Annotated in this window: 19 protein-coding genes and 1 tRNA gene; 14 read left to right on the top strand and 6 right to left on the bottom strand. The window is 72.3% G+C overall.

Annotated features, from left to right (window positions below):
* Positions 1 to 58: 58 nt before the first annotated feature.
* Positions 59 to 505 (top strand): hypothetical protein, encoded by a 447-nt coding sequence (locus AC3RJ6_RS19015; RefSeq protein WP_491428705.1) that lies wholly within the window; start codon positions 59 to 61, stop codon positions 503 to 505.
* An 80-nt stretch (positions 506 to 585) separates the two neighbouring features.
* Here AC3RJ6_RS19015 and AC3RJ6_RS19010 read toward each other — a convergent pair whose 3' ends face one another.
* From AC3RJ6_RS19010 to AC3RJ6_RS19000, 3 genes are all read right to left on the bottom strand, one after another.
* Positions 586 to 3,786 carry an ATP-binding protein gene (locus tag AC3RJ6_RS19010; protein ID WP_491428704.1) on the bottom strand — a complete coding sequence of 1,067 codons (3,201 nt, stop codon included), beginning with the start codon at positions 3,784 to 3,786 and terminating at the stop codon, positions 586 to 588.
* Between the two features lie 273 nt (positions 3,787 to 4,059).
* Positions 4,060 to 7,008, bottom strand: coding sequence for an FG-GAP repeat domain-containing protein (locus AC3RJ6_RS19005; RefSeq protein WP_491428703.1), 2,949 nt, complete (start codon positions 7,006 to 7,008; stop codon positions 4,060 to 4,062).
* Positions 7,005 to 9,560, bottom strand: coding sequence for a S8 family serine peptidase (locus AC3RJ6_RS19000; protein ID WP_491428702.1), 2,556 nt, complete (start codon positions 9,558 to 9,560; stop codon positions 7,005 to 7,007). Before AC3RJ6_RS19000 ends, AC3RJ6_RS19005 begins: the two co-directional genes overlap by 4 nt.
* Positions 9,561 to 9,696: 136 nt before the next feature.
* On the opposite strand from AC3RJ6_RS19000, the gene AC3RJ6_RS18995 reads away from it, so the two are divergent.
* The 4 genes from AC3RJ6_RS18995 (at position 9,697) to serA (ending at position 13,079) form a co-directional block, all read left to right on the top strand.
* A complete protein-coding gene (locus AC3RJ6_RS18995) occupies positions 9,697 to 10,449 on the top strand; it encodes a copper homeostasis protein CutC (RefSeq protein ID WP_491428701.1) in 753 nt (250 codons plus the stop codon).
* 29 nt (positions 10,450 to 10,478) lie between these two features.
* Complete coding sequence (locus AC3RJ6_RS18990) at positions 10,479 to 10,952, top strand: DNA polymerase III subunit gamma/tau (RefSeq protein WP_491428700.1); 474 nt, start codon at positions 10,479 to 10,481, stop codon at positions 10,950 to 10,952.
* Positions 10,949 to 11,311: a bacitracin resistance protein gene (locus AC3RJ6_RS18985; protein WP_491428699.1), complete on the top strand. Its 363-nt coding sequence runs from the start codon at positions 10,949 to 10,951 to the stop codon at positions 11,309 to 11,311. The genes AC3RJ6_RS18990 and AC3RJ6_RS18985 overlap by 4 nt, the downstream gene beginning before the upstream one ends.
* 178 nt (positions 11,312 to 11,489) lie before the next feature.
* Positions 11,490 to 13,079, top strand: coding sequence for a phosphoglycerate dehydrogenase (serA, locus tag AC3RJ6_RS18980; protein ID WP_491428698.1), 1,590 nt, complete (start codon positions 11,490 to 11,492; stop codon positions 13,077 to 13,079).
* A 281-nt stretch (positions 13,080 to 13,360) separates the two neighbouring features.
* Here serA and AC3RJ6_RS18975 read toward each other — a convergent pair whose 3' ends face one another.
* Positions 13,361 to 13,927 carry a TetR/AcrR family transcriptional regulator gene (locus tag AC3RJ6_RS18975; protein WP_491428697.1) on the bottom strand — a complete coding sequence of 189 codons (567 nt, stop codon included), beginning with the start codon at positions 13,925 to 13,927 and terminating at the stop codon, positions 13,361 to 13,363.
* Positions 13,928 to 14,039: 112 nt separating this feature from the next.
* Between AC3RJ6_RS18975 and AC3RJ6_RS18970 the strand changes: the two genes are divergently transcribed.
* A complete protein-coding gene (locus AC3RJ6_RS18970) occupies positions 14,040 to 15,689 on the top strand; it encodes an MFS transporter (RefSeq protein ID WP_491428696.1) in 1,650 nt (549 codons plus the stop codon).
* Between the two features lie 89 nt (positions 15,690 to 15,778).
* Here AC3RJ6_RS18970 and AC3RJ6_RS18965 read toward each other — a convergent pair whose 3' ends face one another.
* The gene (locus tag AC3RJ6_RS18965) at positions 15,779 to 16,039 is read right to left on the bottom strand and encodes a DUF6458 family protein (RefSeq protein ID WP_491428695.1); all 261 of its coding nucleotides are present in this window, start codon (positions 16,037 to 16,039) and stop codon (positions 15,779 to 15,781) included.
* Positions 16,040 to 16,180: 141 nt separating this feature from the next.
* Here AC3RJ6_RS18965 and AC3RJ6_RS18960 point away from each other — a divergent pair, with 141 nt between their 5' ends.
* The 5 genes from AC3RJ6_RS18960 to AC3RJ6_RS18940 all read left to right on the top strand — a co-directional run bounded on the left by AC3RJ6_RS18960 (position 16,181) and on the right by AC3RJ6_RS18940 (position 20,297).
* A complete protein-coding gene (locus AC3RJ6_RS18960; protein ID WP_491428694.1) occupies positions 16,181 to 17,251 on the top strand; it encodes a 3-isopropylmalate dehydrogenase in 1,071 nt (356 codons plus the stop codon).
* 52 nt (positions 17,252 to 17,303) lie between these two features.
* A complete protein-coding gene (locus AC3RJ6_RS18955; RefSeq protein ID WP_491428693.1) occupies positions 17,304 to 18,419 on the top strand; it encodes a branched-chain amino acid aminotransferase in 1,116 nt (371 codons plus the stop codon).
* Positions 18,416 to 18,910, top strand: coding sequence for a GNAT family acetyltransferase (locus AC3RJ6_RS18950; protein WP_491428692.1), 495 nt, complete (start codon positions 18,416 to 18,418; stop codon positions 18,908 to 18,910). Before AC3RJ6_RS18955 ends, AC3RJ6_RS18950 begins: the two co-directional genes overlap by 4 nt.
* A gap of 107 nt (positions 18,911 to 19,017) precedes the next feature.
* Positions 19,018 to 19,791 (top strand): fumarylacetoacetate hydrolase family protein, encoded by a 774-nt coding sequence (locus AC3RJ6_RS18945; protein ID WP_491428691.1) that lies wholly within the window; start codon positions 19,018 to 19,020, stop codon positions 19,789 to 19,791.
* 11 nt (positions 19,792 to 19,802) lie between these two features.
* Positions 19,803 to 20,297 carry a group III truncated hemoglobin gene (locus AC3RJ6_RS18940; RefSeq protein WP_491428690.1) on the top strand — a complete coding sequence of 165 codons (495 nt, stop codon included), beginning with the start codon at positions 19,803 to 19,805 and terminating at the stop codon, positions 20,295 to 20,297.
* Here AC3RJ6_RS18940 and AC3RJ6_RS18935 read toward each other — a convergent pair.
* Positions 20,290 to 21,363 (bottom strand): aminotransferase class V-fold PLP-dependent enzyme, encoded by a 1,074-nt coding sequence (locus AC3RJ6_RS18935; protein WP_491428689.1) that lies wholly within the window; start codon positions 21,361 to 21,363, stop codon positions 20,290 to 20,292. The two genes, AC3RJ6_RS18940 and AC3RJ6_RS18935, sit on opposite strands and share 8 nt — an antisense overlap.
* An 81-nt stretch (positions 21,364 to 21,444) precedes the next feature.
* Here AC3RJ6_RS18935 and AC3RJ6_RS18930 point away from each other — a divergent pair, with 81 nt between their 5' ends.
* The 3 genes from AC3RJ6_RS18930 (at position 21,445) to AC3RJ6_RS18920 (ending at position 24,241) form a co-directional block, all read left to right on the top strand.
* Positions 21,445 to 22,392: a LysR family transcriptional regulator gene (locus AC3RJ6_RS18930; RefSeq protein WP_491428688.1), complete on the top strand. Its 948-nt coding sequence runs from the start codon at positions 21,445 to 21,447 to the stop codon at positions 22,390 to 22,392.
* A gap of 53 nt (positions 22,393 to 22,445) precedes the next feature.
* Entirely contained in the window at positions 22,446 to 23,960 is a 1,515-nt protein-coding gene (gene gltX, locus AC3RJ6_RS18925; RefSeq protein WP_491428687.1) for a glutamate--tRNA ligase, read from the top strand.
* A gap of 209 nt (positions 23,961 to 24,169) precedes the next feature.
* Positions 24,170 to 24,241, top strand: a tRNA-Gln gene (locus AC3RJ6_RS18920).
* The last annotated feature ends 46 nt before the right edge of the window (positions 24,242 to 24,287 follow it).

Raw genomic sequence — 24,287 nt, 5'->3', positions numbered from 1 at the left:
TACCCGACGGATACCGGTCGATCCCCGATCGGATACCGGTGGGGCCGAACGTGGAGTCATGAACACCACGATCCGCTCCACTGCCGCGGTCCTCGCGACCGCCACCGTGCTCGCACTCGGCCTCGCCGGCTGCGCCACGGAAGCCCCGTCAGAACCGGCGTCGAGGGTCGACGTGCCCGAGTCCGACCTGTCGAGCACGTCGATCTCGATCGTCATCCAGCGCGAGCTCGCCCGCTACCGCAACTTGCGCGTGAACGACAACGATCCGCGCGGCCTGCACGGCGCCCCGGAACTCCGTGGGATCGGCACGGCGCATTTCACGTCCGAGGTCATGAACGACATCGACCCACGCGGACTGCACGGGGTGACCAAGCCGGGCCGGGTGACCTCGATCGAGCAGATGGAGGCCGAAGCCGACTCGCCGACACCCGCGCCGCAGCCGAGGCGACTCATCAACGACGACGACCCGCGTGGGCTGCACGGGGTCACCACCAACGGATGGTGATGCCCGGCAGGCTCCGGCCATCGTCGCGTCGACGGCCCGTTCGGAGGGAGCCGGACGGGCTGCAGTCACGTGCGTGCCGCTCACCCCGCCGATCGGCCGACGAGGCCGCGCGCTCGCGCCAGGCTGACGAGGCCGGCCGGGTACGGCAGGTCGCTCGCGAGTCGTTCGGCCGCCGCGAACTCGCGTTCGCCGTCGTCGGACTCACCGAGTGCGGTGAGGGCAGCGGCCCGGGCGATGCGCGCGTCGATCTCGGTCAGGCGTTCGCCGGCCGCCGTGGCCCGATCGACCTCCGAGCCGGCGATGCGCTCAGCGGTCGCGGCATCGCCCCGGCCGAGGTGCGCCCATGACGTCGTCGTCGCTGAGGGGCGCGGCAGCGCCGCGAGCACGTCGAGCGCCTCGTCGAAGGCGCCGGTGTCGACGAGCCACTCGGCGCGCGCCTGGCCGCCCTCGTCGAGCGCCTGGCGCTCGGACGACTCCGCCGCGAGTCGCTGGGCCTCGTCGAGTTGCGGTAGCGGGTCGTCGCCTCGCCGCATGCGCACCCGAGCGAGTGCGAGCAGCGAATACGCACGCGACGACGAGGTACGGTCGACCGGAGCCGCGACGGCCGCGTCCGCGAGCCGCGCCGCCTCGTTGTGCTCCTCCATGAGCAGGTGCAGTTCGGCGAGGTTGGCCTGCTCGAAGGCTCGCCTGATCGGCTCGCCCGACCGGTCGGCGAGTTCGAAGGCGCGGTTGCCGATCTCGAGCGCCTCGCGCAGCCGACCGGATCGGCGGGCCTGCTCGCGCTGCACGGAGAGCACCGACGCGAGAATCTGCGGGTCGCCGAAGGCCTCGGCGTGTGGCAGCGCCTCCGCCGCGACCGGGCCGGCTTCGGCGAACCGGCCGTCGAGCGCGAGCGACGCCGCCTGGAACTGGAGGGCGCGTGCGAGGAGCCCGCGGCGCTCCGGCCCGGTGATGCGTTCGGCCGCCGCCTGCGCCTCGCGGGCGGTGACGACGCCCTCGGCGTACCGGCCCGTGACGAGCATGGCGCGCGTGCGACTGATGTGATGCGTCGTGGCGGGCAGCGCCGCGGTGTGTTCGTCGGGCCGGTCGGCGTCGAGCAGTGCGAGCGCGTCGTGAGGCGCTGCGGTACTCACCATCACCTCGGCGAGCCGCGCCGTCGCGAGCACGACGCCGTCGCGGTCGCCGCGCCGCCGGAGGTCGGCGAGCGCCTCGGCGAGCACCGTTCGTGCCTCGTCGAACCGGGCGGTGCGCTGCAGCACGACGCTCCGGTCGAGCCGCACCCACGCGGCTTCGGCGCTCACCGCGTCGAGCCGACTGATGAGCTCGGCGTAGTAGAGGTCGGCCGTGTCGTTCGCACTGAGCGCTGCCGCGCGTTCGGCGGCCTGTCGCAGGAACGTCATCGCGCGCGGGTCGTCGGCGCGCACGAGGTGCGTCGCGAGCGCGTCGACCGCGTGCGGCCGCCGGCGCAGCACCACGTCGGCGTACGACGAGTGCAGCACCTGCCGCCGCGCGGCGGTGAGCTCGTCGTAGGTCGTCAGGCGCACGAGCGGGTGCTGGAAGACGAGACCGGGGACCGGGCGTCCGTCGATGACGACGTCGCGCTCGTCGAGCACGGCCGACCGCAGCGCGGCGTCGACGGCCTCGGCCGCCTCGCCCGTCGAGAGCGGCGGGTGCAGTGCCTGCGTGGCCACGTCGACGACCTCGGCGGTCGCGGCCTCGCCGCCCGCCGTGGCGACGATCTCGGCGACCCGCCGCGCCGCGACCGGCAGCCGGGCGAGCCTCGCGGCGACGAGCTGGCGCACCCCCTGAGAACGCGGGGAACGCTCACCGAGCTCATCGGCCTCGCGTGCGAGTTCGACGGCGAAGAGCGGGTGCCCGAGCGACAACTCCCACACCCGTTCGGTCGCCTCGACGCCGGCGATGTCGGACGCGAGCGCGAGGCAGTCGGCTCGCGTGAGCCGTCCGAGCGGCAACTCGGTCGCGAGCCCGTCGCGTCGCAGTGCGTCGAGGAGGGCCCGCCGGGGGTCGCCGGTCGCGAGCTCGTCGTCGCGGAGGGTCGCGATCGTGCGCCACGGCGAACGCGCGCCCGTCGAGCGCCGGGCGAGGTTGCCGACCAGTTGCAGGGTGCCGAGATCGGCTGCGTGCAGGTCGTCGAGCACGAGCAGCACCGGGGCCGACGACGCGAGGTCTTCGAGCAGCCCGGCGACCGCGAGGAACAACCGGCGACGCTCGTCGTCGGGGCTGCGATACGACTCGGGTGCGGCGTTGCCCAGGCTCGGCAGGAGGCCCGCGAGCTCGGGGAACTCGCCACCGACTCGCGCGCGCTCGAGCGAGGGGCGGCCCGACAGCCAGCCATCGAGCGCCTCGACGATCGCGCCGTACGGAGTCTGGCCTTCGGCGTCGCGCCCGGCGCCCCACAGCACGATCGCGCCGTCGTGCAGCGCCGTACGGGCCGCCTCGGCGACGACGCGGGTCTTGCCGATGCCCGCCTCGCCCGTGACGAGCACCACACCGTGCATGTTCGGCGAGCCGAGCGCTGCGATCGCCTCGGCCCGCCCGCGCACGGGTGTCGCGGGCGTCACCCGCAGGGCCGGCGGTGGCAGCACTGTGCCGCCGTCGGTGCGCGCCACGCCACCGTGCGCATCGAGGGCCTGCAGATGCAGTTCCTCGGTCTGCGGCCCGGGGCGCACGCCGAGCTCCTCGTCGAGGGCCTCGCGGCACACGTGGTACTGCTGGATCGCCTGCCGTCGCAGTCCCAGCGACAGGAACGCCCGCATGATCGTGCGGTGCGCGCGTTCTTCGGCCGGGTGATCGGCGAGCACGTCGCGTGCCGCGACGATCGCGTCTTCGGCGCGGTCGGCGCCGAGCAGCGCGTCGGCGAGGTGCAGCAGCACGCGCAGCCGCACGTCGGCGAGCCGCTCGCGCTTGGCCGCGGCCCATGCCGCGTACCGGTCTTCGGGCAGCAGTTCGCCCGCGAGTGACTCGGCCGCCGCGGCGAGCTCGGTGACACCGCCGCCCTCGAGCGCGGTGGCGGCGAGGCGTTCGGCGTGGTCGGCGTCGATCCACACCGTCGCGGGGTCCAGCCGGAGCATCGACCCCTCGCCCGTCAGGTAGCTCGACGGCCGACGGGCGGCGAGCTCGGGTTCGAGGGCGCGTCGCGCCGCATGGAGGGCGACGCCGAGACTTCGCGCCGCGGCCTCGGGCGAGGCATCCGGCCAGCAGACGGCGATGATCGCCTCGCGATGCAGCCGATGGTCGGGGGCCACCGCGAGCAGCTTCACGAGGGTACGAGCGCTCGGCCGCGGCCATGGCTCGAGCGGCGGGACACCCCCGTCGCGCGTGGTACGGAAGCCCCCGAGGAGGTGCAGCCGAAGGCGCGGCGCTACGGGTGCGTCCGCCGCGGCATCCCTCGCGCTGGCCATGTATCAGAGGGTAGTCGCCGCAACGCGGTTCGGCCCCCCGTCCGTGGGACGAGGGGCCGAACCTGCGGTCGCCTGCCGACCCGGTCGCGCCAGCCGTGCCGGTCGCCGACCGAACCGGTCAGCTGCGCTGCATCAGAGCGCGTCGATCGTCGCGACGACGAGCTGCCGCATGGCTGTGAACGGCATCGAGAGGGCCGAGCCGTGCAGGCCTGCGGTGCGGTCGGCACCGCGGGCGTCGGGGTTGAGCGAGATCATCTCGACCCGCCCGTCGCCGTCGAGGTCGGCGAGGTGCAGTCCGCTGCCGGCCAGGATGGTCGTCAACGCGGCGGGGCTCTCGAACCCCTGCGAGACGAGCAGCTTCGACACCGGGTAGGTGTTCAGGCCCCCGTCGCTCGACGTGGCGAGGATGCGCTCGCCGGTCGGCGTCGTCGCGAACCCGACCTGCTGCGTCGTGGCGATGGTCGACATCGCCGAGTCGGCGCCGTTCGCGCCGAAGGTGCGGATGGTGGCGGTGGTCTCGGCGATGAGCCCCTCGGGCGCCGTCAGCCAGCCGTTGAGGTTGTGCACGCCGCCGATTCTCGCGGTGTGCAGCACCTCGCCCGTGCGCCCGTCGCGGATCTCCATGAACAGCTGCGGCGGTGCGCCGGTGGCGGTCGTACGGCCGATCCAGGCGTAGACGACCGCGTGGCCGTCGGCGTACGGGATCTCGGGCGATGCGAACGTCGCGCCGACCTGGCCGGCGCCCCACACGGCGTCGGTGAAGCCGAACTGGGTGGGTGCCTCGGGCGTCGCGTGCCAGACGACCGAACCGGTCGCCGCATCGAGCGCGACGCCGCCCACCGCGCCAGGTTCGGCGAGGGCCAGCGAGTCGCGCGTCTCGTACGACGCGTACACGCGTCCGTCGCCGAACGAGACGTCGCCGAACACGAGGCCGTCGGCGGGTGCGTAGGTCCAGGCGAGCTTGCCGTCGCCGTGGTACACCCGCACCGCGTCGGTCGAGAGCACGATCTCGGCCTTCGCGTCGCCGTCGAGGTCGGATGCCGCGACGGTGCGCACGAACTGTCCGTCGGCGTCGATCGTGCGGACGACCTTGCCGGTCTTCGCGTCGATCACGGCGGCGGCCGTGTCGGCGGCGACCACGATCTCGTCGGCGCCGTCACCCGTCACGTCGGCGAGCACGAAGGCGTGCACCGAACCGGGCACGGTCGCCGACCACAGCGGCACGCGCTGCCCGTTCACGAGCGACTTGCCGTCGTACGCGAAGACGCCCTGCGAGATGCCGCCGACCACGAGGTCGTCGGCGCCGTCGCCGTTGAGGTCGAGCGACGTCGCCGACGACGAGTCGGCGACGAGCGGGGTGAAGTCGACCTGCTTGCCCGAGCCGAGGTTGTACGTGCGCACGTTCTCGAGCGTGTCGACGGTGCGGACGCGGGTCTCCTTGCCGTTCACGACGACCTGCGACCACAGCTGCGACGCCGCGGTGCCCGTGTGCTCCCACTTGACGGCGCCGTTGTTGCCGGCGAGCACCGAGATGCGGCCGTACCAGCCGCCGCCGCGGTTCTCGGCGGTCTCGCCGTCCTGGTCGTCGCGGTAGTTGACGATCACGCGGCCGTCGGCGATCTCGAGTCCCCAGCCGAGGACGCCGTCGCCCGCGTTGCCCCCGTCGCGCTTGAGCGTGCGCGACCACGTCTGGGCGGCGGTGCCGCCGTCGAGGGCGCGCACGGTGGTCGCGTTGAACGCGCGGTTGGCGTCGAGCGTCGCCTCGCTCACGACGATCTCGTTCGCGGTGCTGCCGCCGAGGTCGCCCACCTCGGCGGCGAGCGGCAGGGCGTTCTCACGGGTGTCGAGCAACGTGCGCGCACCGTCGGCGAGCGCGTACGACGCGATCTGGTACTGCAGGCCCTCGTTCGGGTCGGCCTGCTCGAGCGCCACGAGGCGCTTGCGCGAGGCGTCGAGGTGCAGCTGGCGCGAGTACATGCGATCGGTCGCCGTCCAGGCGACCTCGCCCGTGCCGGCGTCGATCACGGCCGTGTTGCCGCTCGGCACCGTCGCGAGGGCGTCCTTGCGGCGGTTCCACGAGACGGCCAGCAGGCCGTCGCCGATCGGCTCGAGGTCGCCCCAGCCCGAGGCCTTCGGCGCCTGCGGGTCGTACGTCCACGCCGGCGTCGCCTCGAGGCGGTCCCCGGCCGCCGCGAAGGTCAGGCCGGTGAGCAGCATCTTCGAGCCGGCGGGCGCGTTGACGTTGAAGTAGGGCGAGTCGGCGACGACGAGCGTGCCGTCGACGAGCGTCAGCGAGTAGACCGCCGAGTACAGCTTCGACCACAGCGTGCGGCCGTCGGCCCCGTCGACGATCGTCACGAACGTGCCGGTCGCGGGCGTGCCGAGCATCGGGCGGTACGGGCTCGCGCCCACGCTCGCCGTGAAGGCGAGATCGGCGACGCCGTCACCCGTGAGGTCGCCGGTCGCGAAGCCGTCCTCCGAGGCGGGCGAGAACGGCGAGACGGCGTTGAATCCGACGACGATGCGGGCGGGGTACGGTTCGGTCTGCCACGGCCGGGCGGGCTTCACGCCCCAGTCGGCGTAGAACGACGCGTTGCCGCGCTGCCAGACCTCTTCGCCCGCGGCGGTACGGCGCTGCACGAGACCGAGCGAGTCGATCGCGAAGTAGTCGTCGCCGCCGCCGGCGATCGGCACGGTCTGCACCGCGCCGTAGTCGCCTTCGAACGCGCCGCGGATCGTGTGCTTCCACGTGACGGCGTCGGTCTCGCCGTCGATCTCGTTTCCGCCGGAAGCCTCGCTGCCGGCGTCGGGCTCGGCCTCGGCGTCGGGCGCGGGCGTCGTCTCGGCGCCCGTGACCGGGTCGGGCGCGGCATCCGCGTCACCGGCCGCGTCGCGGTAGAGGTCGGCCTGGGCGCGGGCGGCGAGCTCGTCGATCTGCTCGGGCGTCAGGACGATCGGGTCCTGGCCGTCGGCGCTCGTCGTCGCCGCGAAGGCAGGCGACGCGAAGCCGAACGTCATCGTGAGTGCCGTGCAGGCGGCGGCGATGCCGATGCCTCGGCGTTGTCTGCGGGTGAACATCATGCTCCCTTTCGGATGAAGCTGATCGCCGAGCCGTCGGTCACGACGGCCTGGTCGAAGGAGTACTGCAGTGCGTCGGTGCCGGCGGCGTTCTCGATGCCGATCGTCGCCGACGATCCGCGCTCGAGCGCGTTGCCCGCGACGTCCTTGTACTGCAGGGTGACGGTGCCGGTCTTCTCGTCGAACACGACCTCGAACGAGAGGCGCACGTTCGTGTCGGCGGCGACGGCGGCGTTGTTCCAGACGATGGCGAACTTGCGGGCACCCGCGGTGCCGGTCGTCGCGGTCTGCACGCTCGCCTTCTTGTCGATCACGAGGTCGTCCCAGTAGGCGGCGACGATGCCGTTCGGGGCGGCAGCGGTCGGCAGGGCCTGGTTCGCGTAGTCGCCGATGCGCGGAGCGACGAAGTTCACGAGACCGTTCGTGGTCACCGCGGCCGAGGTGTAGGTCGTGCCGTAGTGGGTGACCGGGAAGGGCAGCGCGACGTTCTTCGCATCCTCGTCGCCCGAGATCGCGACCTTGGTCGCGCCCTTGATCCACGAGTAGGTCGCGGGCAGGCACGAGGTGCCGGCGGCGTCGGTGCGGGCGGGCAGGTCGATGTCATTCACGACGTCGGCGCCGACCGTCAGCTCTGCGCGGGAGATCCCGTTGCAGAGCACCGGCTGCGCGGGCGAGGCAGCGAGCGAGAACGAGCCCTCCGCGACGTCGGGCAGCGTGTAGCGGCCGTCGGCGTCGGTCGTCACCGTGGGTACGGGCGTGTTCTCGACGGAGACGGTGACGCCTGCGAGCGGCCCCCCGACGACATCGCGCACGATGCCCGACACGCGGTGGTGGGCCACGGCGGTCAGGGCGAGGTCGTGCACCGCGTCGGTGCCGGCGGCCACGACGTAGCCGTCGTCGACGAGCGTCTCGTAGCCGTATCCGCTGAGTTCGAACGAGAACGTCCCGGCGGGGAGCACGACTCGGTAGTCGCCGTTCGCGTCGGTCGTCGTGGTGCGGTCGAAGCCGGCGCCGGTGACGTGCACCGTGAGGTTCGGCAGGGTCGCGCCGGTCGCGGCGTCGGTCGCCGTACCCGTGACGATCGAGCGCGTGTGCGGCGCGGCGTCGACCGCCGCGAGGATGTCGAGGCGTCCGTCGCCCCACACGTTGTTGCGGGCCGGGGTGCCGCCGCAGTGCGTGTCGTCGACGTCGTGCGCGGCGGCGTTGAGCAGCTCGTGCGTCGTCTCGATGTCGCCGATGAGGGTCGGGGCCTCGGCCCAGAGCAGCGCGACCGCGCCGGCGAGGTGCGGCGTGGCCATCGACGTGCCGTTCATCGCCGTGTACCGGCTTCCGGGGATCGCCGATCGGACGTTCACGCCGGGGGCGGTGATGTCGGGTCGCAGCGAGCCGTCGACGGGCGACGGCCCGAAACCCGAGAATGAGGCGATCTTGCCGTTCACGTCGTGGGCGCCGACGCCGTACGCGTCGCCACGGCCGCCGGGGGCGTGCGTGGTCGAGCAGGTGACGCCGTCGCCGTCGTTGCCCGCGGCGAAGGCCTCGAAGATGCCGGCCGCGTTCCACGCCTCGATGATGTCGGTGAAGAACCACTGGTCGTCACTGCCGCCCCACGAGTTGTTCACGATGTCGGGCGAGAGGTCGGGCCGCGGGTTCTGGCCGTTGTGGTCGGTCGGTGCGAGCATCCACTGGCCCGAGAGCAGCAGGAAGGGGTCGGAGCACGTGCGGCCCTCGCAGCCCTTCGCGGCGATCCAGGTCGCGCCGGGGGCGACGCCGATGCCGCCGGCACCCACCATGGTGCCCATCGTGTGGGTGCCGTGATTGTTGTTGTCGCACGGCGCCGCGGTCGTGCAGACGCCGGTCGGATCGTACCAGTTGTAGTCGTGCGAGTAGGTGCCGTTGCCGAGGTTGCCGCGGTAGTTGGCGGCGAGCGCGGGGTGGTTGAACTGCACGCCCGTGTCGATGTTGGCGATGACGATGCCGTCGCCGTCGACGTCGTACTGCGACCACACCTGATCGGCCTTGATGTCGGCGATGCCCCACTCGACGGTCGTGTCGGCGGCGACGTCGGCCGCGTCGACCGCGGCCTCGGTCGAGCCCTCGACGACGGTGTCGTCGAGTTCGTACGCGCGCTCGGGCACGATCTCGGCGACGTCCTTGCGGGCGGCGAGGTCCTCGATGAGCTCCGCGTCGGAGGTGGTCGCCCGGATCGTGTTCGTGATCCAGAACGGCTGGTACTCGACCTCGTGCTTGTCGAGGTAGTTGCGCAGCGGCCGCTGCGTGTTCGCGGCCGTCGTCGTGAGCTCCTCGTACGCGAGGGTCGCCTTCTTCTCGTGGCCCTTGGCCTTGCGCGCGCCGGAGAGGTCGGCCTTCTCGGTGAGCACGATGAAGAACGTGGCGTCGTCGCCGGCGTTCGCCGTGGCGAGCACGGCGGGGTCGATCTTGTCGGCGCCGTCGGCGGGCGCGGCGACGGCCGGCGGTGCCGTGACGACGAGTGCCGCGGCCGCGGCGGCTGCCGCGAGCGAGGCCACCCACGTGCGGGCGGTTCTGGGCTTGTGCATGTCGTGTTCCTTCACAACGGTTGACGGCTCTGATCCGCGAGCGGGCGAGGACCTCGACGGCCGCGGGCTGGCAGCACGCTATCGACGCGCGCTTACTGACGGATTACCGAGCGCCGCGACCGCTACGCTGTCGTGAATGGTCGCCTACCCGCTCCCCGTCGAGATCGCCGTTCAGGATGCCGCGGGCACGCGCATCGCGCTCGAGGGCGGGGCGGCCCGCATCGAGCTGTGCCAGGCCCTCGGGCTCGGCGGCCTCACGCCCTCGATCGGGCTCGTCGAGCAGGCGGTGGCGCTCGCGGCCGAGGCCGGCGCCGCGTCGTTCGTGCACGTGCTCGTCCGGCCGCGCGGCGGCGGATTCGCGTACGACGCCGACGAGCTCGACACGATCGAGCGCGACATCCGGGCCGTGATCGCGGCCGGTGCCGACGGCGTCGTCGTCGGCGCGCTCACCGGCACCGGTGATCTCGACGTCGACGCCGTGCACCGCTTCGTCGAGGCGGCGGGCTCCGCCGACGTCACCGTGCACCGCGCGGTCGACGCGGCGAACGACCCGCGCGCCGCGGTGGCGGCGCTCGCCCGGCTCGGCGTGCGGCGAGTGCTGACGTCGGGCGGTGCGCCCGACTGCCGCGCCGGCCTCGCGACGCTCGAGGCGATGGCCGGGGCATCGGGCGTGCTCGAGGTGATGGCCGGCGGCGGAGTCAAGACCGACGACATCGCCGCGCTCGCCGCGGCCGGCGTCGACGCCGTGCACCTCTCGGCGCGCGGGCGCGCGCTGCGCGGCGGTGCGAGCGGCCCGGGCGGGGGAGTCGACGGCTTCGACGAGACCGATGCCGCGCTCGTCGCGGCGGCGGTCGAGGCCGCCCGGCTGGCGGCGGCCGCCGGCGTCTGAGCGCCGGGGGGCGCCACTAGGCTGGAGCCATGCGTCCCGACCCCGATTCCGACGACGACGCCCTGCGCTGGGAGGGCGACGACGACCCGACGCTCGCACCCGGATGGAAGACGGTCGGCAAGGCGGTTCCGCTCGCGACGGCGGGTGACGACACGGTCGCATCCGACGCCGACGCCGACGCGGCGGCGGCCGACGCCGACCGGGCCGATGCGGCCGCGCAGACCGGTTCGGTCGCCCTCGTCGCGCTCGGGGTGCTCGGCGGCGTCTACCTGCTCTACACGATCGGCTGGCTCATCACGGCCGTGCGCACCACGGCGCCCGGCACGAGCGTGCTGAGCGACGCGATGTACTCGCTCGGCCTGTGGCTCGCCGTGCTCGCCGCACCGTGCTGGTTCGCGCTCGCCCTGCGCGGCGCCCCGACCACCCGCTCGCGATTCGTCTGGCTCGTGGCCGGCGCGGTCGTGCTCGTGCCGCTGCCGTTCGTGCTGGGGGTGACCGCATGACCGCCGAGCAGCTGTCGCCCGAGGCATCCGCCCCGGCCGCGCGCCTGCCGATGTGGCTCGACGTCGCGCTCGCGGTCGTGTTCGGCCTGTTCTACGCCTATGACGTCTGGGAGGTCGTCGAGAGCATGGCCGTCTACGCGCAGGCCTCGTCGTTCGGCATCCCCGTCGGCATCGGCGAGTGGGTCGTGCTCGCCATCGCGCTCGTGGCACCGCTCGCGTGCTTCGCGGCGGCGTTCGTGCTCGGCCGCTCGCGCGGCGTGCTCGCCCGCGTCGCCCTCTACTTCACCGGGTTGTGCGTGTCGGGTGCGGTGTTCCTCAGCCTCGTGGTCGTGCTGCTGAGACTCGGTGCGGTCGGCTGACGCGCAGAACGTGCGGGCGTGCGCGGCATCCCGGCCCGATCGACCGGCGTCGCGCACCGTCACAGAACGAGATGCGACGTCATGCTTCGGTAGGGTTGTCGGGGTAACGGCGCCCCCACTGGCGTAGGCGCACCCCACTCGCGCGCTTCGTCGCGCACCGCCCCCGAAGGAACCGTTCGTGTCAAAGCCGGTCGTGCTGATCGCCGAAGAACTCTCGCCCGCCACCGTCGACGCCCTCGGGCCCGACTTCGAGATCCGCCAGGTCGACGGAACCGACCGCCCGGCCCTCCTGTCGGCCCTCGCCGACGCCGAGGCGATCCTCATCCGCTCGGCCACGCAGGTCGACGCCGAAGCGCTCGCCGCCGCCCCGAAGCTGCGCGTCGTCGCGCGCGCGGGCGTCGGACTCGACAACGTCGACGTCAAGGCGGCCACGACCGCCGGCGTCATGGTCGTGAACGCGCCGACCTCGAACATCATCTCGGCCGCCGAGCTCACGATCGGCCACATCCTGAGCCTCGCCCGACACATCCCCGCGGGCCACGCCTCGCTCTCGGCCGGGCAGTGGAAGCGGTCGTCGTACACGGGCACCGAGCTCTACGAGAAGACCGTCGGCATCATCGGCCTCGGCCGAATCGGCGCCCTCATCACCGCGCGCCTGCAGGCGTTCGGCATGGAGGTCATCGCGTACGACCCGTACATCACGGCCGCCCGCGCACAGCAGCTCGGCGTGCAGACGGTCTCGCTCGACGAGCTCCTCGAGCGCAGCGACTTCGTCACGATCCACATGCCGCGCACGCCCGAGACGCTCGGCATGATCGGCACCGAGCAGCTCGCGAAGATGAAGAAGACGGCCTACGTCGTGAACGTCGCCCGCGGCGGCCTCATCGACGAGCAGGCGCTGCACGACGCGCTCGTCTCGGGCGAGATCGCGGGCGCCGCGCTCGACGTCTTCGTGCAGGAGCCGCCGAAGGAGTCGCCGCTCATCGGCCTGCCGAACCTCATCGTCACCCCGCACCTCGGTGCCTCGACCGACGACGCCCAGGAGAAGGCGGGCATCTCGGTCGCGAAGTCGGTGCGCCTCGCGCTCGCGGGCGAGCTCGTGCCCGACGCGGTCAACGTCGCCGGCGGCGTCATCGACCCGTACGTGCGCCCCGGCATCCCGCTCGTCGAGAAGCTCGGCCAGCTGTTCTCGGGCCTCGCGCACGGCGCGCTCACGAGCCTCGACGTCGAGGTGCGCGGCGAGCTCGTCGACTACGACGTGAGCGTGCTGAAGCTCGCGGCGCTCAAGGGCGTCTTCACGAACGTCGTGTCCGAGACGGTGTCGTACGTCAACGCGCCGCTCCTCGCCGAGCAGCGCGGCGTGCAGGTTCGCCTCATCACCGAGGCCGACAGCCCCGAGTACCGCAACGTCATCACGCTGCGCGGCGCGCTCTCCGACGGCACGCAGGTGTCGGTCGCCGGTACGCTCACGGGCCCGAAGCAGGCCGAGAAGCTCGTCGGCGTGAACGGCTACGAGCTCGAGGTGCCGATCGCGACGACGCACATCATCATGGAGTACACCGACCGCCCCGGCATCGTCGCGGTCTACGGCCGCGAGTTCGGCGACGCCGGCATCAACATCGCGGGCATGCAGATCGCCCGTCGTGAGGCCGGCGGCTCGGCGCTCAGCGTGCTCACGGTCGACTCGCCGGTTCCCGCCGACGTGCTCGACCGGGTGCGCGACGCGATCGACGCGACGCTCTTCGTCGAGATCGACATCACCGAATAAGCCGCGTCACAGGTCGGTCGCCTCATCGGCTCGGATGCCTCGGCGCAGCGCCCTTCGCGGGCGTTGCGCCGGGGCATCCGTCGTTCTGCTGACGTGTGCGCATGCGCAGCCTCCCGCCCGCGCATGTCCCCGCCTTCGCAGCGGGGCTGCGTCTCGAGGGTGCTTTCCCGCAAGTGAAGCCGCTTCCGGGCACCGGATCTTGCGGAAAAGCACCCTCGCAACGGATGGGGCGGTCGGCAGGGAGCCGGATCGGCGCGGCGGGGCGTAGCGCGGCGCCCCACTCAGCGGGCGACGAGGCGCTCGAGCAGGGCGACGAGCGACGTCAGCTGCTCGGTGGAGACGGCGCCGGTCGTCGTCGCCGTGAGGTCGACGTCGACCGCCTCGGCGCGCAGCGCCGCCCGGTGGTAGAGCCCGTCGCCCATGAGCGTGACGGCGAGGGCGAGCGTCGGGTCGCCGACGTGGGCCGTGAGGTTCTCGAGCCAGCGGGTCTCGGCCTCGTCGAGCGCGCGACCGGCCTCGCGGTCGCCGCCCTGGGCGAGGCGCAGGATCGCGACGAAGGTGTGGTCGAGCGCCGTCTCGATGTCGAGCGACGAGCGCAGGAAGTACGCGATCGCGCCGTCGGGCGCCTCGTCGATGCGCGACAGGTCTTCGTCGACGAGGCGCAGCAACCGCTCGACGAGCCCGGCGACGAGCGCCTGCTTCGAGCCGAAGTGGTAGAGCAGGCCGCCCTTCGAGACGCCGGCTGCGCGCGCCGTCGCGTCGATCGTCGCGGCGCGCTCGCCGTCGGAGATGATGAGCCGCTCGAAGGCGTCGAGCACCGCCTCGCGGGCGGCGGGTGGGCGGGCCATGGACTCATTCTCCCTGAAACGGCGGTGGTCGCGTGCGAGGGGGGCCGCTGGCGAAACGCGGGTCGCATCAGTTACTATACCAACCAGACGGTATAGAAACTGAGTTGAAACCATGACCGAGCAGACGGCCACCACCACCCCGACCATGAACGAGACCAACGAGCGCGCCGGCATCCTGCCCGAGGCATCCGCAGCAGCCGCTGCTGCAGGCGGCGCCACAGGCGCCCGCGACCGAACCCGCGCCCGCGGTGCCGGCGCCGCGACCGGCCGCGCACCGCGGCGCGCCTGGTTCGCCCTCGCGGTGCTCATGCTGCCCGCGCTGCTCATCTCGATCGACAACACGGTGCTGAGCTTCGCCCTGCCCGAGATCTCGAGCGACCTCGAGCCCACCGCCGCTCAGCAGCTCTGGATCATCGACGCGTACCCGCTCGTGCTCGCGGCCCTGCTGGTCGCGATGGGCAGCGCCGGCGACCGATGGGGCCGTCGCCGCATGCTCATGATCGGCTCGATCGGCTTCGCCGCGGTCTCGATCGCGGCGGCCTTCGCGCCGACGGCTGAGCTGCTCATCGCTGCGCGCGCTGCGCTCGGCTTCTTCGGCGCCATGCTCATGCCCTCGACCCTGTCGCTGCTGCGCTCGATCTTCACCGATCGCGAGCAGCGCCGGCTCGCGATCGCCATCTGGGCGTCGGCGTTCGCGGCCGGCAGCGCGCTCGGCCCGCTCGTGGGCGGCCTGCTGCTCGAGCACTTCGCGTGGGGCTCGGTGTTCCTGCTCGCGGTGCCGGTGCTCGTGCCGATGCTCGTCCTCGTGCCGCTGCTCGTCACCGAGAGCCGCGACCCGAACCCCGGCCGCATCGACGTCTGGAGCATCCTGCTCTCGCTGGCGACGATGGCGCCGATCGTGTTCGGCATCAAGCACATCGCGACCGAGGGGCTCGACGCCGCCGGTCCGCTCTTCATCGTCGTCGGCCTCCTCGCCGGCTGGCTGTTCGTGCGTCGTCAGCTCGCAAGCGACGCGCCGATGCTCGACGTGCGCCTGTTCACGGTCGGTCCGTTCGGCGGCGCCGTGCTCGTGAACCTGCTCAGCGTGATCTCGCTCGTCGGGTTCCTGTTCTTCGTGTCGCAGCACCTGCAGATCATCGCGGGCCTGTCGCCCGTCGAGGCGGGGGTCGCGCTCCTTCCGGGGCTCATCGCGATGATCGTCTCGGGGCTCGTCGTCGTGCCGATCGCCCGGCGCGTGCACCCGCGCGTGCTCGTGCCGGCGGCGCTCAGCCTCTCGGCGGGCGGCTACCTCGTGGTCGCGTTCGGTGCCTCCGAGGGATCGACCGGTGCGGTGGTGCTCGCGTTCACGATGCTCGGCATCGGGATCGGAATGGCCGAGACCGTGTCGAACGAGCTCATCCTCTCGAGCGCGCCGCCCGCCAAGGCGGGCGCTGCCTCGGCGGTCTCCGAGACGGCGTACGAGCTCGGTGCGGTGCTCGGCACCGCGGGCCTCGGCAGCATCATCGCGGCGCATTACGCGAGCGCCATCGAACTGCCCGCCTCGCTCACCGCGGCCCAGGCGGATGCCTCTCGCGAGACCCTCGCGGGCGCCGCGGCGGTCGCAGCCGAACTGCCCGCGGCGCAGGCCGATGCGCTCATGCGGGCCGCAGCGGTCGCGTTCGACGGCGGTGTGCTCGTGACGTCGCTCATCGGCGTCGGGCTCATGGTGTCGGCGGCGGTGATCGCGGCGATCACGCTGCGCAACCCCGCCCAGCACGACTGAGCCGTCGCGTCGTCGTCCCGGATCCGGACGCAGGCCTGCCGCTCGGCGGCCTGCGCCCGGATCGTCCGTGACGCGGACGACCCCGCGGGTCAGAGCGTCGGGTCCTCCGGCGTCGAGCGCTCGGCACGAGTCATCCGGTCGCCGCTCGACGGGTCGATGCTCGTGTGCTCGGTCGCGATCGTCTTGCGACGCCGTACGAGCAGGATGATGCCGATCACGATGACGACGGCGCCGGCGACCATCAGGATGTAGCCGACGAGTTGCAGGTCGATCCACTCGACGCTGATGTTCAGCGCGTAGGTGAGAATCGCGCCGATGACGACGAGCACGATTCCGAGTCCGAGACTCATGACGTCCTCCCTCTCCCCGCGGAGCCGGGGGTGGCCCCGCGTCGACGAGGCGCCGCGTTGGGCGACGAAGTCCTCGTCATACGGCTGAGCGTAGCGAGCGACGGCACTACGCTGGAGGGGCTGGTGCGAGAAGGAGAATCCATGGTACGTACGGTCAAGCTCGCGGTCATTCCCGGGGACGGCATCGGCCCCGAGGTCGTCGCCGAAGCGCTCAAGGTGCTCGAGGCCGCGACGGCCGGGGGCGACCTCGCCTTCGAGCAGACGCCGTTCTCGCTCGGCGCCGCGCGCTACCTCGAGACGGGCGACGTGCTGACCGACGCCGACCTCGACGCGATCAGGTCGCACGATGCGATCCTGCTCGGCGCCGTCGGGGGAGTACCGGGCGACCCGCGGCTCGCCGGCGCCAACATCGAGCGCGGCCTGCTGCTGAAGCTGCGCTTCGAGCTCGACCACTACGTCAACCTGCGCCCGAGCGTGCTGTACCCGGGTGTCGCGAGCCCGCTCGCGAACCCGGGCGACGTCGACTTCGTCGTCGTGCGCGAGGGCACCGAGGGCCCCTACGTCGGCAACGGCGGCGCGATCCGCGTCGGCACGCCCGCCGAGGTCGCGAACGAGGTCTCGGTCAACACCGCCTACGGGGTCGAGCGCGTCGTGCGGTTCGCGTTCGCCGAGGCATCCCGCCGTCGCAACAGGCTCACGCTCGTGCACAAGACCAACGTGCTCGTCTTCGCCGGGTCGCTGTGGAAGCGCACGGTCGATGCCGTCGCCGCCGAGTTCCCCGACGTCGCCGTGGATTACCTGCACGTCGATGCCGCGACGATCTTCCTCGTCACCGACCCTGCTAGATTCGATGTCATCGTCACGGACAACCTCTTCGGCGACATCCTCACCGATCTGGCCGGCGCAATCAGCGGCGGCATCGGACTCGCAGCCTCGGGCAACATCAACCCCGACGGCACGTTCCCGAGCATGTTCGAGCCGGTTCACGGTTCGGCTCCCGACATCGCCGGGAAGGGCATCGCCGACCCCACCGCCGCGATCGGCTCGGTCGCACTCCTGCTCCGCCACCTCGGCGAGGCGGATGCCGCGACCCGCGTCGAACGGGCGATCGCCGACGACGTCGCCGAGCGCGGCGGCGCCGCCGCATCGACCTCCGAGATCGGCGACCGCATCGCCGCACGCGTCGCGGCCACGGTGCCCGCGAATTCGTAGCAACCGCATCCGACAACTGCATCTCTGAAATGCATCTCTGAAAGAGGGCGCCATGACCATCGACCTTCCGCTCCAGGCCCCGACCGCCGCCGGGCTCATCTGGCAGACCGTCCGCAACCCCGAGGCGAAGTCCGACGCCGAACGCGACGCCATCCTCGCCGCACCGGGCTTCGGCCAGCACTTCACCGACCACATGGTCGACGTGTGCTGGAGCGAGAAGGGCGGCTGGCACCGGCCGCGGGTCTCGCCGTACGGGCCGATCCAGCTCGACCCGGCCGCGGCCGTGCTGCACTACGCGCAGGAGATCTTCGAGGGCCTGAAGGCGTACCGCCACGCCGACGGCTCGATCTGGACCTTCCGCCCGCAGGCGAACGCGGCGCGCATGCAGCGCTCGGCCCGGCGTCTCGCGCTGCCCGAGCTGCCCGAGTCGATCTTCCTCGACTCGCTGACCCAGCTCGTCTCGGTCGACGGGGCCTGGGTGCCCTCGGCCGAGGAGACGAGCCTCTACCTGCGGCCGTTCATGTTCGCGAAAGAGGCGTTCCTCGGCGTGCGCCCCGCGAAGAAGGTCGCGTACTACCTCATCGCGAGCCCGGCCGGGGCGTACTTCCCCGGCGGCGTGCAGCCCGTGAACATCTGGCTCTCGACGAACTACGCACGCGCCGGCAAGGGCGGCACGGGTGCCGCGAAGACCGGCGGCAACTACGCGTCGAGCCTGCTGCCGCAGGCCGAGGCGTACGAGAAGGGCTGCCAGCAGGTGCTCTTCCTCGACGACGAGCGCAACCTCGAGGAGCTCGGCGGCATGAACGTCGTGCTCGTCACGCGCGACGGGCGCCTGCTGACGCCCGAGTCGGACTCGATCCTCGAGGGAATCACGCGCGACTCGATCCTGCAGCTCGCCCGCGACCGCGGCATCGAGGTCGAGGAGCGCAAGATCTCGATCGACGAATGGCGACAGGGTGCGGAGTCGGGCGAGATCGTCGGGGCGTTCGCGTGCGGCACGGCCGCGGTCGTCGTGCCGATCGGCAAGCTGCTCGCGGAGGACTTCGAGATCGTCCACGAGGGCGAGGCCGCGACCGAGCTCGCGATGTCGCTGCGCGAGGAGCTCACGGGCATCCAGTACGGTCGCGTCGACGATCGGCACGGGTGGATGCTGCGGCTCGACGCGTGACCGACGCGGATTCTTCGTCGGCACCTGCCGACGTGACGACGGCGGCCGGATCGATCTCGATCCGGCCGTTCGCCGTCGGCGACGCCGAGCAGGTCGTCGCGCTCTGGCGTGCGGCCGGGCTCGTGAAGCCGTGGAACGACCCGTACCTCGACATCGAGCGCAAGCTGACGGTGCAGCCCGAGCTGTTCCTGGTGGCGGTCTCGGGTGCCGCGCGCGGTGGGCGTGCCGACGTCGTCGGCACGGCGATGGTCGGGTACGAGGGGCATCGCGGCTGGGTGAACTACCTCGCGGTCGCCGATCCGGCCCGCGGCACGGGCCTCGGGCGAGTGCTCATGGAGGAGGCCGAGCGGCTGCTGCTCGAGCGCGGCTGCCCGAAGCTCAACCTGCAGGTGCGCACGTCGAACACCGAGGTGATCGCCTTCTACGAGCGCCTCGGCTACACGGTCGACGACGCGGTGAGCCTCGGCAAACGCCTGATTCCCGACGCCTGAGCGCGTCGAACCGCCCGCCGGCATGCTCATCGAGTCGCCGAAACCTGCGCTTCGTCGCCGCGTGAGCAGCACTTTTCGGCGACTCGGCGAAAGATAGGCTGGACGCCATGAAGATCGCACGGTTCAGCCATGGTGAGGCCATCTCGTTCGGCGTCGTCGACGAGGAGGAGCACGAGCTCGTCGTCCTCAAGGCCGACCCGATGTTCGCCGGGTACGAGCCGACGGGCGAGCGGGTTCCCCTCGCCGAGGCGAAGCTGCTCGCGCCCGTGATCCCGCGGTCGAAGGTCGTCGCGGTCGGCAAGAACTACCACGACCACGCCGCCGAGATGGGCGGCGAGGCGCCGTCCGAGCCGCTGCTCTTCCTCAAGCCGAACACGTCGGTGATCGGTCCCGGCGACACGATCGTGCTGCCGAAGCAGAGCGAGCAGGTCGAGCACGAGGGCGAGCTCGCCGTCGTCATCGGCCGCATCGCGAGGAACGTGAGCGAGGCCGACGCCGACCAGGTGATCTTCGGCTACACGATCGCCAACGACGTCACCGCCCGCGACCTGCAGCGCCGCGACGGCCAGTGGACCCGGGCGAAGGGCTTCGACTCGTTCTGCCCGCTCGGCCCGGTCATCGACACCGACGTCGACTTCGCGTCGGGCACCATCGAGACGAGCGTCAACGGCGAACGCCGGCAGGACGGCCGGCTCGCCGACCTCGTGCACTCGGTCCCGGCGATCGTCGCCTACGCCTCGAGCGTGTTCACGCTGCTGCCCGGCGACGTCATCCTCACCGGCACGCCGGCGGGCGTCGGCCCGATCGTCGACGGCGACACCGTCGAGGTGACGATCTCGGGGCTCGGCACCCTCTCGAACCCGGTGCGCGCCGCGCAGTAGGCGGAGCCACCATGGGCGCACCGAATGCGGCACGCCGCGACATCCGCGACCGCGACGACCTGGGCGCGCTCATCGAGGCGTTCTACCGCGGGGCGTTCGCCGATCCGCTGATCGGCCCGATCTTCACCGACGTGGCGCACATGGACCTCGACCACCACCTGCCGATCATGGTCGACTTCTGGGAGACGGTGCTGTTCGACTCCGGCGCCTATCGTCGCAACGCACTCGCGCTGCATGTCGCCGTGCACGCGAAGGCTCCGCTCGGCGACGCCCACTTCGACCGGTGGCTCTCCCGCTGGGACACCGAGGTCGACGCCCGGTTCGTCGGCCCGATCGCCGAACGGGCGAAGACGCAGGCGCGCCGCATCGCCGTCTCGATCCAGCGGCGCCTGGCCGGGGGAACCGGCTCGCAGTACGAGACCATCACGACGCGTGAGCGGCTCGAGGCCGACGGCCTCATCGACGCGACGGGCGCCTCGGGCGGCGAGGCCGAACGCCTCAGCTGACGCCCAGTGGCCGCTTCGAACCCATGACGGCGTCGGCGGCGCGAGCGACGTCGTCGTCGTCGTTCCAGAGGTGGAACGCGACACGCGCGCGGCCGGCGCGACCCGAGGCGACGAGCCCCGCCGCGGTCAGCGCCGCCAGGTCGCATCCGGTCTCATCGGGCCAGGTCACGATCGCCGAATCGGATGCATCGAGCCCGAGCCGTTCGCGGAACGCGTTCGCGAGCCCGACGTCGTGGCGCCGCACCTCGGCCAGGTCGAGCGCGGCGGCGAAGCCGAGCGCCGCCTCGGCACCGGCCCAGGCGTGCCACGCGGGGGAGACCTCGAACCGGCGCGCGCCGTCGGCGAGGTGGAGCTCGGGTCCGTAGCACGAGGCCCACGGGTCGGCACCCGAGTACCAGCCGGCGGTGTGCGGGGTGAACTCGGCGACCGCCCGGTCGGAGAACGCGGCGAAGGCCGCGCCGCGCGGCGCGCCCAGCCACTTGTACGCGTGGCACACGACGAGGTCGCCCGCGACCCGGTCGGTCGGCATCCAGCCCGTCGCCTGCGTCGTGTCGACGAGCAACAGGGCGCCCGCGGCGCGCGCGGCGGCGGTGATGGATGCCTCGTCGGCGACCTCGCCCGTCGCCGACTGCACGAGCGAATAGGAGACGAGCCAGGTCGACGGGGTGATCGCCTCGGCAAGGGCATCGAGCGGCGCGTGGCGCACGCGCAGGTCGCCGCGCGCGAGGAACGGGGCGACGACCGACGAGAAGTCGCCGTCGACGCAGAGGATCTCGGCGCCGGCGGGTGCCGACGCGGCGGCGAGGGCGGTGAACACCGACACCTGCGAGCCGGTCGCCACACGCTCGGCGGCGGTGCCGAGGAGCGCGGCCGCGTGTCCCCGAGCCCGCTCGAGCGTCGCCGAGTAGTCGGCCGCGGTCGCCGAACCCGTCGACCAGCGTTCGAGATCGCGGCGCACGGCGTCACGGGTGACGTCGGCCGGGAGGCCGAGCGTGCAGGCGGCGAGGTAGCCGCGGCCGCCGGCGAAGCGGTCTCCGAGTGCGAGGCGGTCTCCGGGTTCGAGCATGGTTCCAGCCTCGGCGAGCACGATTGATTCGACAAGGCCCAGTGATCTATGACACAGATAACGAAGGCTTATGATTGCGGCATGTCGGACGCCTCGATCGAAGCCCTCGCCGCCGCGCTCGACCTGCAGACGGTGCGGGTCGTGCGCCGCATCGCCGAGCACGGCTCGCTCACCGCCGCCGCCGAGGCGCTCGGCTACAGCCAGCCCGCCGTGAGCCAGCAGTTGCGCCGCTTCGAGGAGCGCACGGGCATCGCCCTCGTCGAACGCGTGGGCCGAGGCATCCGGCTCACCCAATCGGGCCGCGTGCTCGCGCGCCACGCGAACGCCGTCGCGACCGCCCTCGAAGCCGCAGCGGGCGAGCTCGCCGAGCTCCGCGGCCTGCGCGCCGGGCGGGTGCGTCTCGTCGCCTTCCCCTCGGCGTCGGCGACGCTCGTGCCCCGGCTCATCGCCGCGCTCGCGGCGGAGCATCCCGGCGTCACCGTGACCTACGTCGAGGCCGAGCCGCCCGAGGCGGTCGCCGCCGTGCGCGCCGACCGCGCCGACGTCGCGATCACGTTCAGCTACCCGGGCGACCGCGACGACCCGCACCGGGCGAGCGCGCGCGGACTCGACGTGCGCTCCTACGGCGATGAGCCGATGCGACTCGTGCTGCCCGCCGGTCACCCGACCGCGGCATCCGAGACCATCGACCTCGCCCAGCTGGGGGAGGAGCCCTGGATCGCGGGCTGCCCCCGCTGCCGCGGCCACCTGCTCGAGCTCGCCGACGCCGCCGGTTTCACGCCGCGCATCGCGTTCGAGACCGACAACTTCGTCGCGGTCGAGGGCATGGTCGCGCAGGGGCTCGGCGTCGCCCTGCTGCCGGCGCTCGCGCTCGCCGCATCGCCCCGGCACCCCGGCGTTGTGACCAGGCCGACCGCCCGGGCCGACGTGCGATCGCTGCACCTGGTCACCGCGAAGGGGGCCGACCGGGTGCCGGCCGTGGCCGCGGCGCTCGGCGCGCTGGCCGCGCTGGACGGTCTCGTCGGCTGAGCCCGCCACGACGGCACCGTGGTCGTCGCCCGGGCCTCGGTAGCATTGAGCCGATGTCCGATTCAGCTCACCCCGTCACCCAGGCCACCGGCAGCGACATCCGTGTGCGCTTCTGCCCCTCACCGACCGGAACCCCGCACGTCGGTCTCGTGCGCACCGCCCTCTTCAACTGGGCGTACGCACGGCACACCGGCGGCACGTTCGTGTTCCGCATCGAAGACACCGACGCCGCGCGCGACAGCGAGGAGAGCTACGAGCAGATCCTCGACGCGCTGACCTGGCTCGGCCTCGAGTGGGACGAGGGCATCGGCATCGGCGGTCCGCACGAGCCGTACCGGCAGTCGCTGCGCAGCGACATCTACGCCGAGGTCATCGAGAAGCTCAAGGCCGCCGGCCACCTCTACGAGTCGTACTCGACCGCGGAGGAGATCGACGCCCGCAACGAGGCCGCCGGCCGGCCCAAGCAGCTCGGCTACGACAACTTCGACCGCGACCTCACCGACGAGCAGAAGGCCGCGTTCCGCGCCGAGGGCCGTCGGCCCGCGCTGCGCCTGCGCGTGCCCGACGTCGAGCTCGGGTTCGACGACCTCGTGCGCGGCCGCATCGACTTCGCGGCGGGATCGACGACCGACTTCGTGCTCGTGCGCCCGAACGGCGCGCCGCTCTACACGCTCGTGAACCCCGTCGACGACGCGCTCATGGGCATCACGCACGTGCTGCGCGGCGAAGACCTGCTCTCGTCGACGCCCCGCCAGATCGCGCTCTACCGCGCCCTCATCGACATCGGCGTGACGACGTTCATCCCGCGATTCGGTCACCTGCCCTACGTCATGGGCGAGGGTAACAAGAAGCTCTCGAAGCGCGACCCCGAGTCGAACCTGTTCCACCACCGCGACCGCGGGTTCATCCCCGAGGGTCTCGTCAACTACCTCGCGCTGCTGGGCTGGGGCTTCTCGGCCGACCGCGACGTGTTCAGCCGCGACGAGCTCGTCGCCGCGTTCGACGTCGAGAACGTGAACCCGAACCCCGCGCGCTTCGACCTCAAGAAGGCCGAGGCGATCAACGGCGACCACATCCGCCAGCTCGAGGTCGCCGACTTCGCCGCACGCACCGTGCCGTACCTCGAGAGGGCCGGCGTCGTCGCCGCGCCGCTGTCGCCGGCCGACCAGGCGATCCTCGCCGAGGCGGCGCCGCTCGTGCAGGAGCGCATCGGACTGCTCGGCGAAGCACCTGGCATGCTCGGCTTCCTGTTCACGGATGCCGCGGGGCTCGAGTACGACGAGGCCGCCGTCGGCGCACTGCCGGCCGATGCGACCGCCGTGCTCGCCGCTGCCCGCGCCGCCCTCGACGCGCTGCCCGCCGCCGAATGGGGCACGGCTTCGATCGAAGAAGCACTGCGTGCCGCCCTCATCGACGGCCTCGGCCTGAAGCCGCGCGTGGCCTTCGGCCCGGTGCGCACCGCGATCTCGGGGCGCCGCGTCTCGCCGCCGCTCTTCGAGTCGATGCAGATCCTCGGCAAGGTCGACTCGCTCGCGCGCATCGACCGGCTGGCGGCGCTCGTCGGCTGACGCGCGCTCGTCGAGACCACCCGTTCCGGGGGTGCTTTTCCGCAACTTCCGCCGCCTCGGCGGCGAGGATCCTGCGGAAAAGCACCCTCGAAACGCGGGGCGCGCCCGCCGGAGAGCGGCGGGCGCGCCCGGAGGGCAGCTCAGTTTGGCTGGGGCGGCTCGGTAGGCTAATGTTGTCTCTCGGCCCGGGAACTGCGGTTTCAGGCCATTGGGGTATGGTGTAATTGGCAACACGGCTGATTCTGGTTCAGTTGTTCTTGGTTCGAGTCCAGGTACCCCAGCTTCGAGAAACCCCCGCCTGTGCGGGGGTTTTCGTGTCTCTGCGGC

This window comes from Agromyces cucurbitae, assembly GCF_058349945.1.
This window is presented reverse-complemented; position numbering and strand designations above follow the sequence as displayed.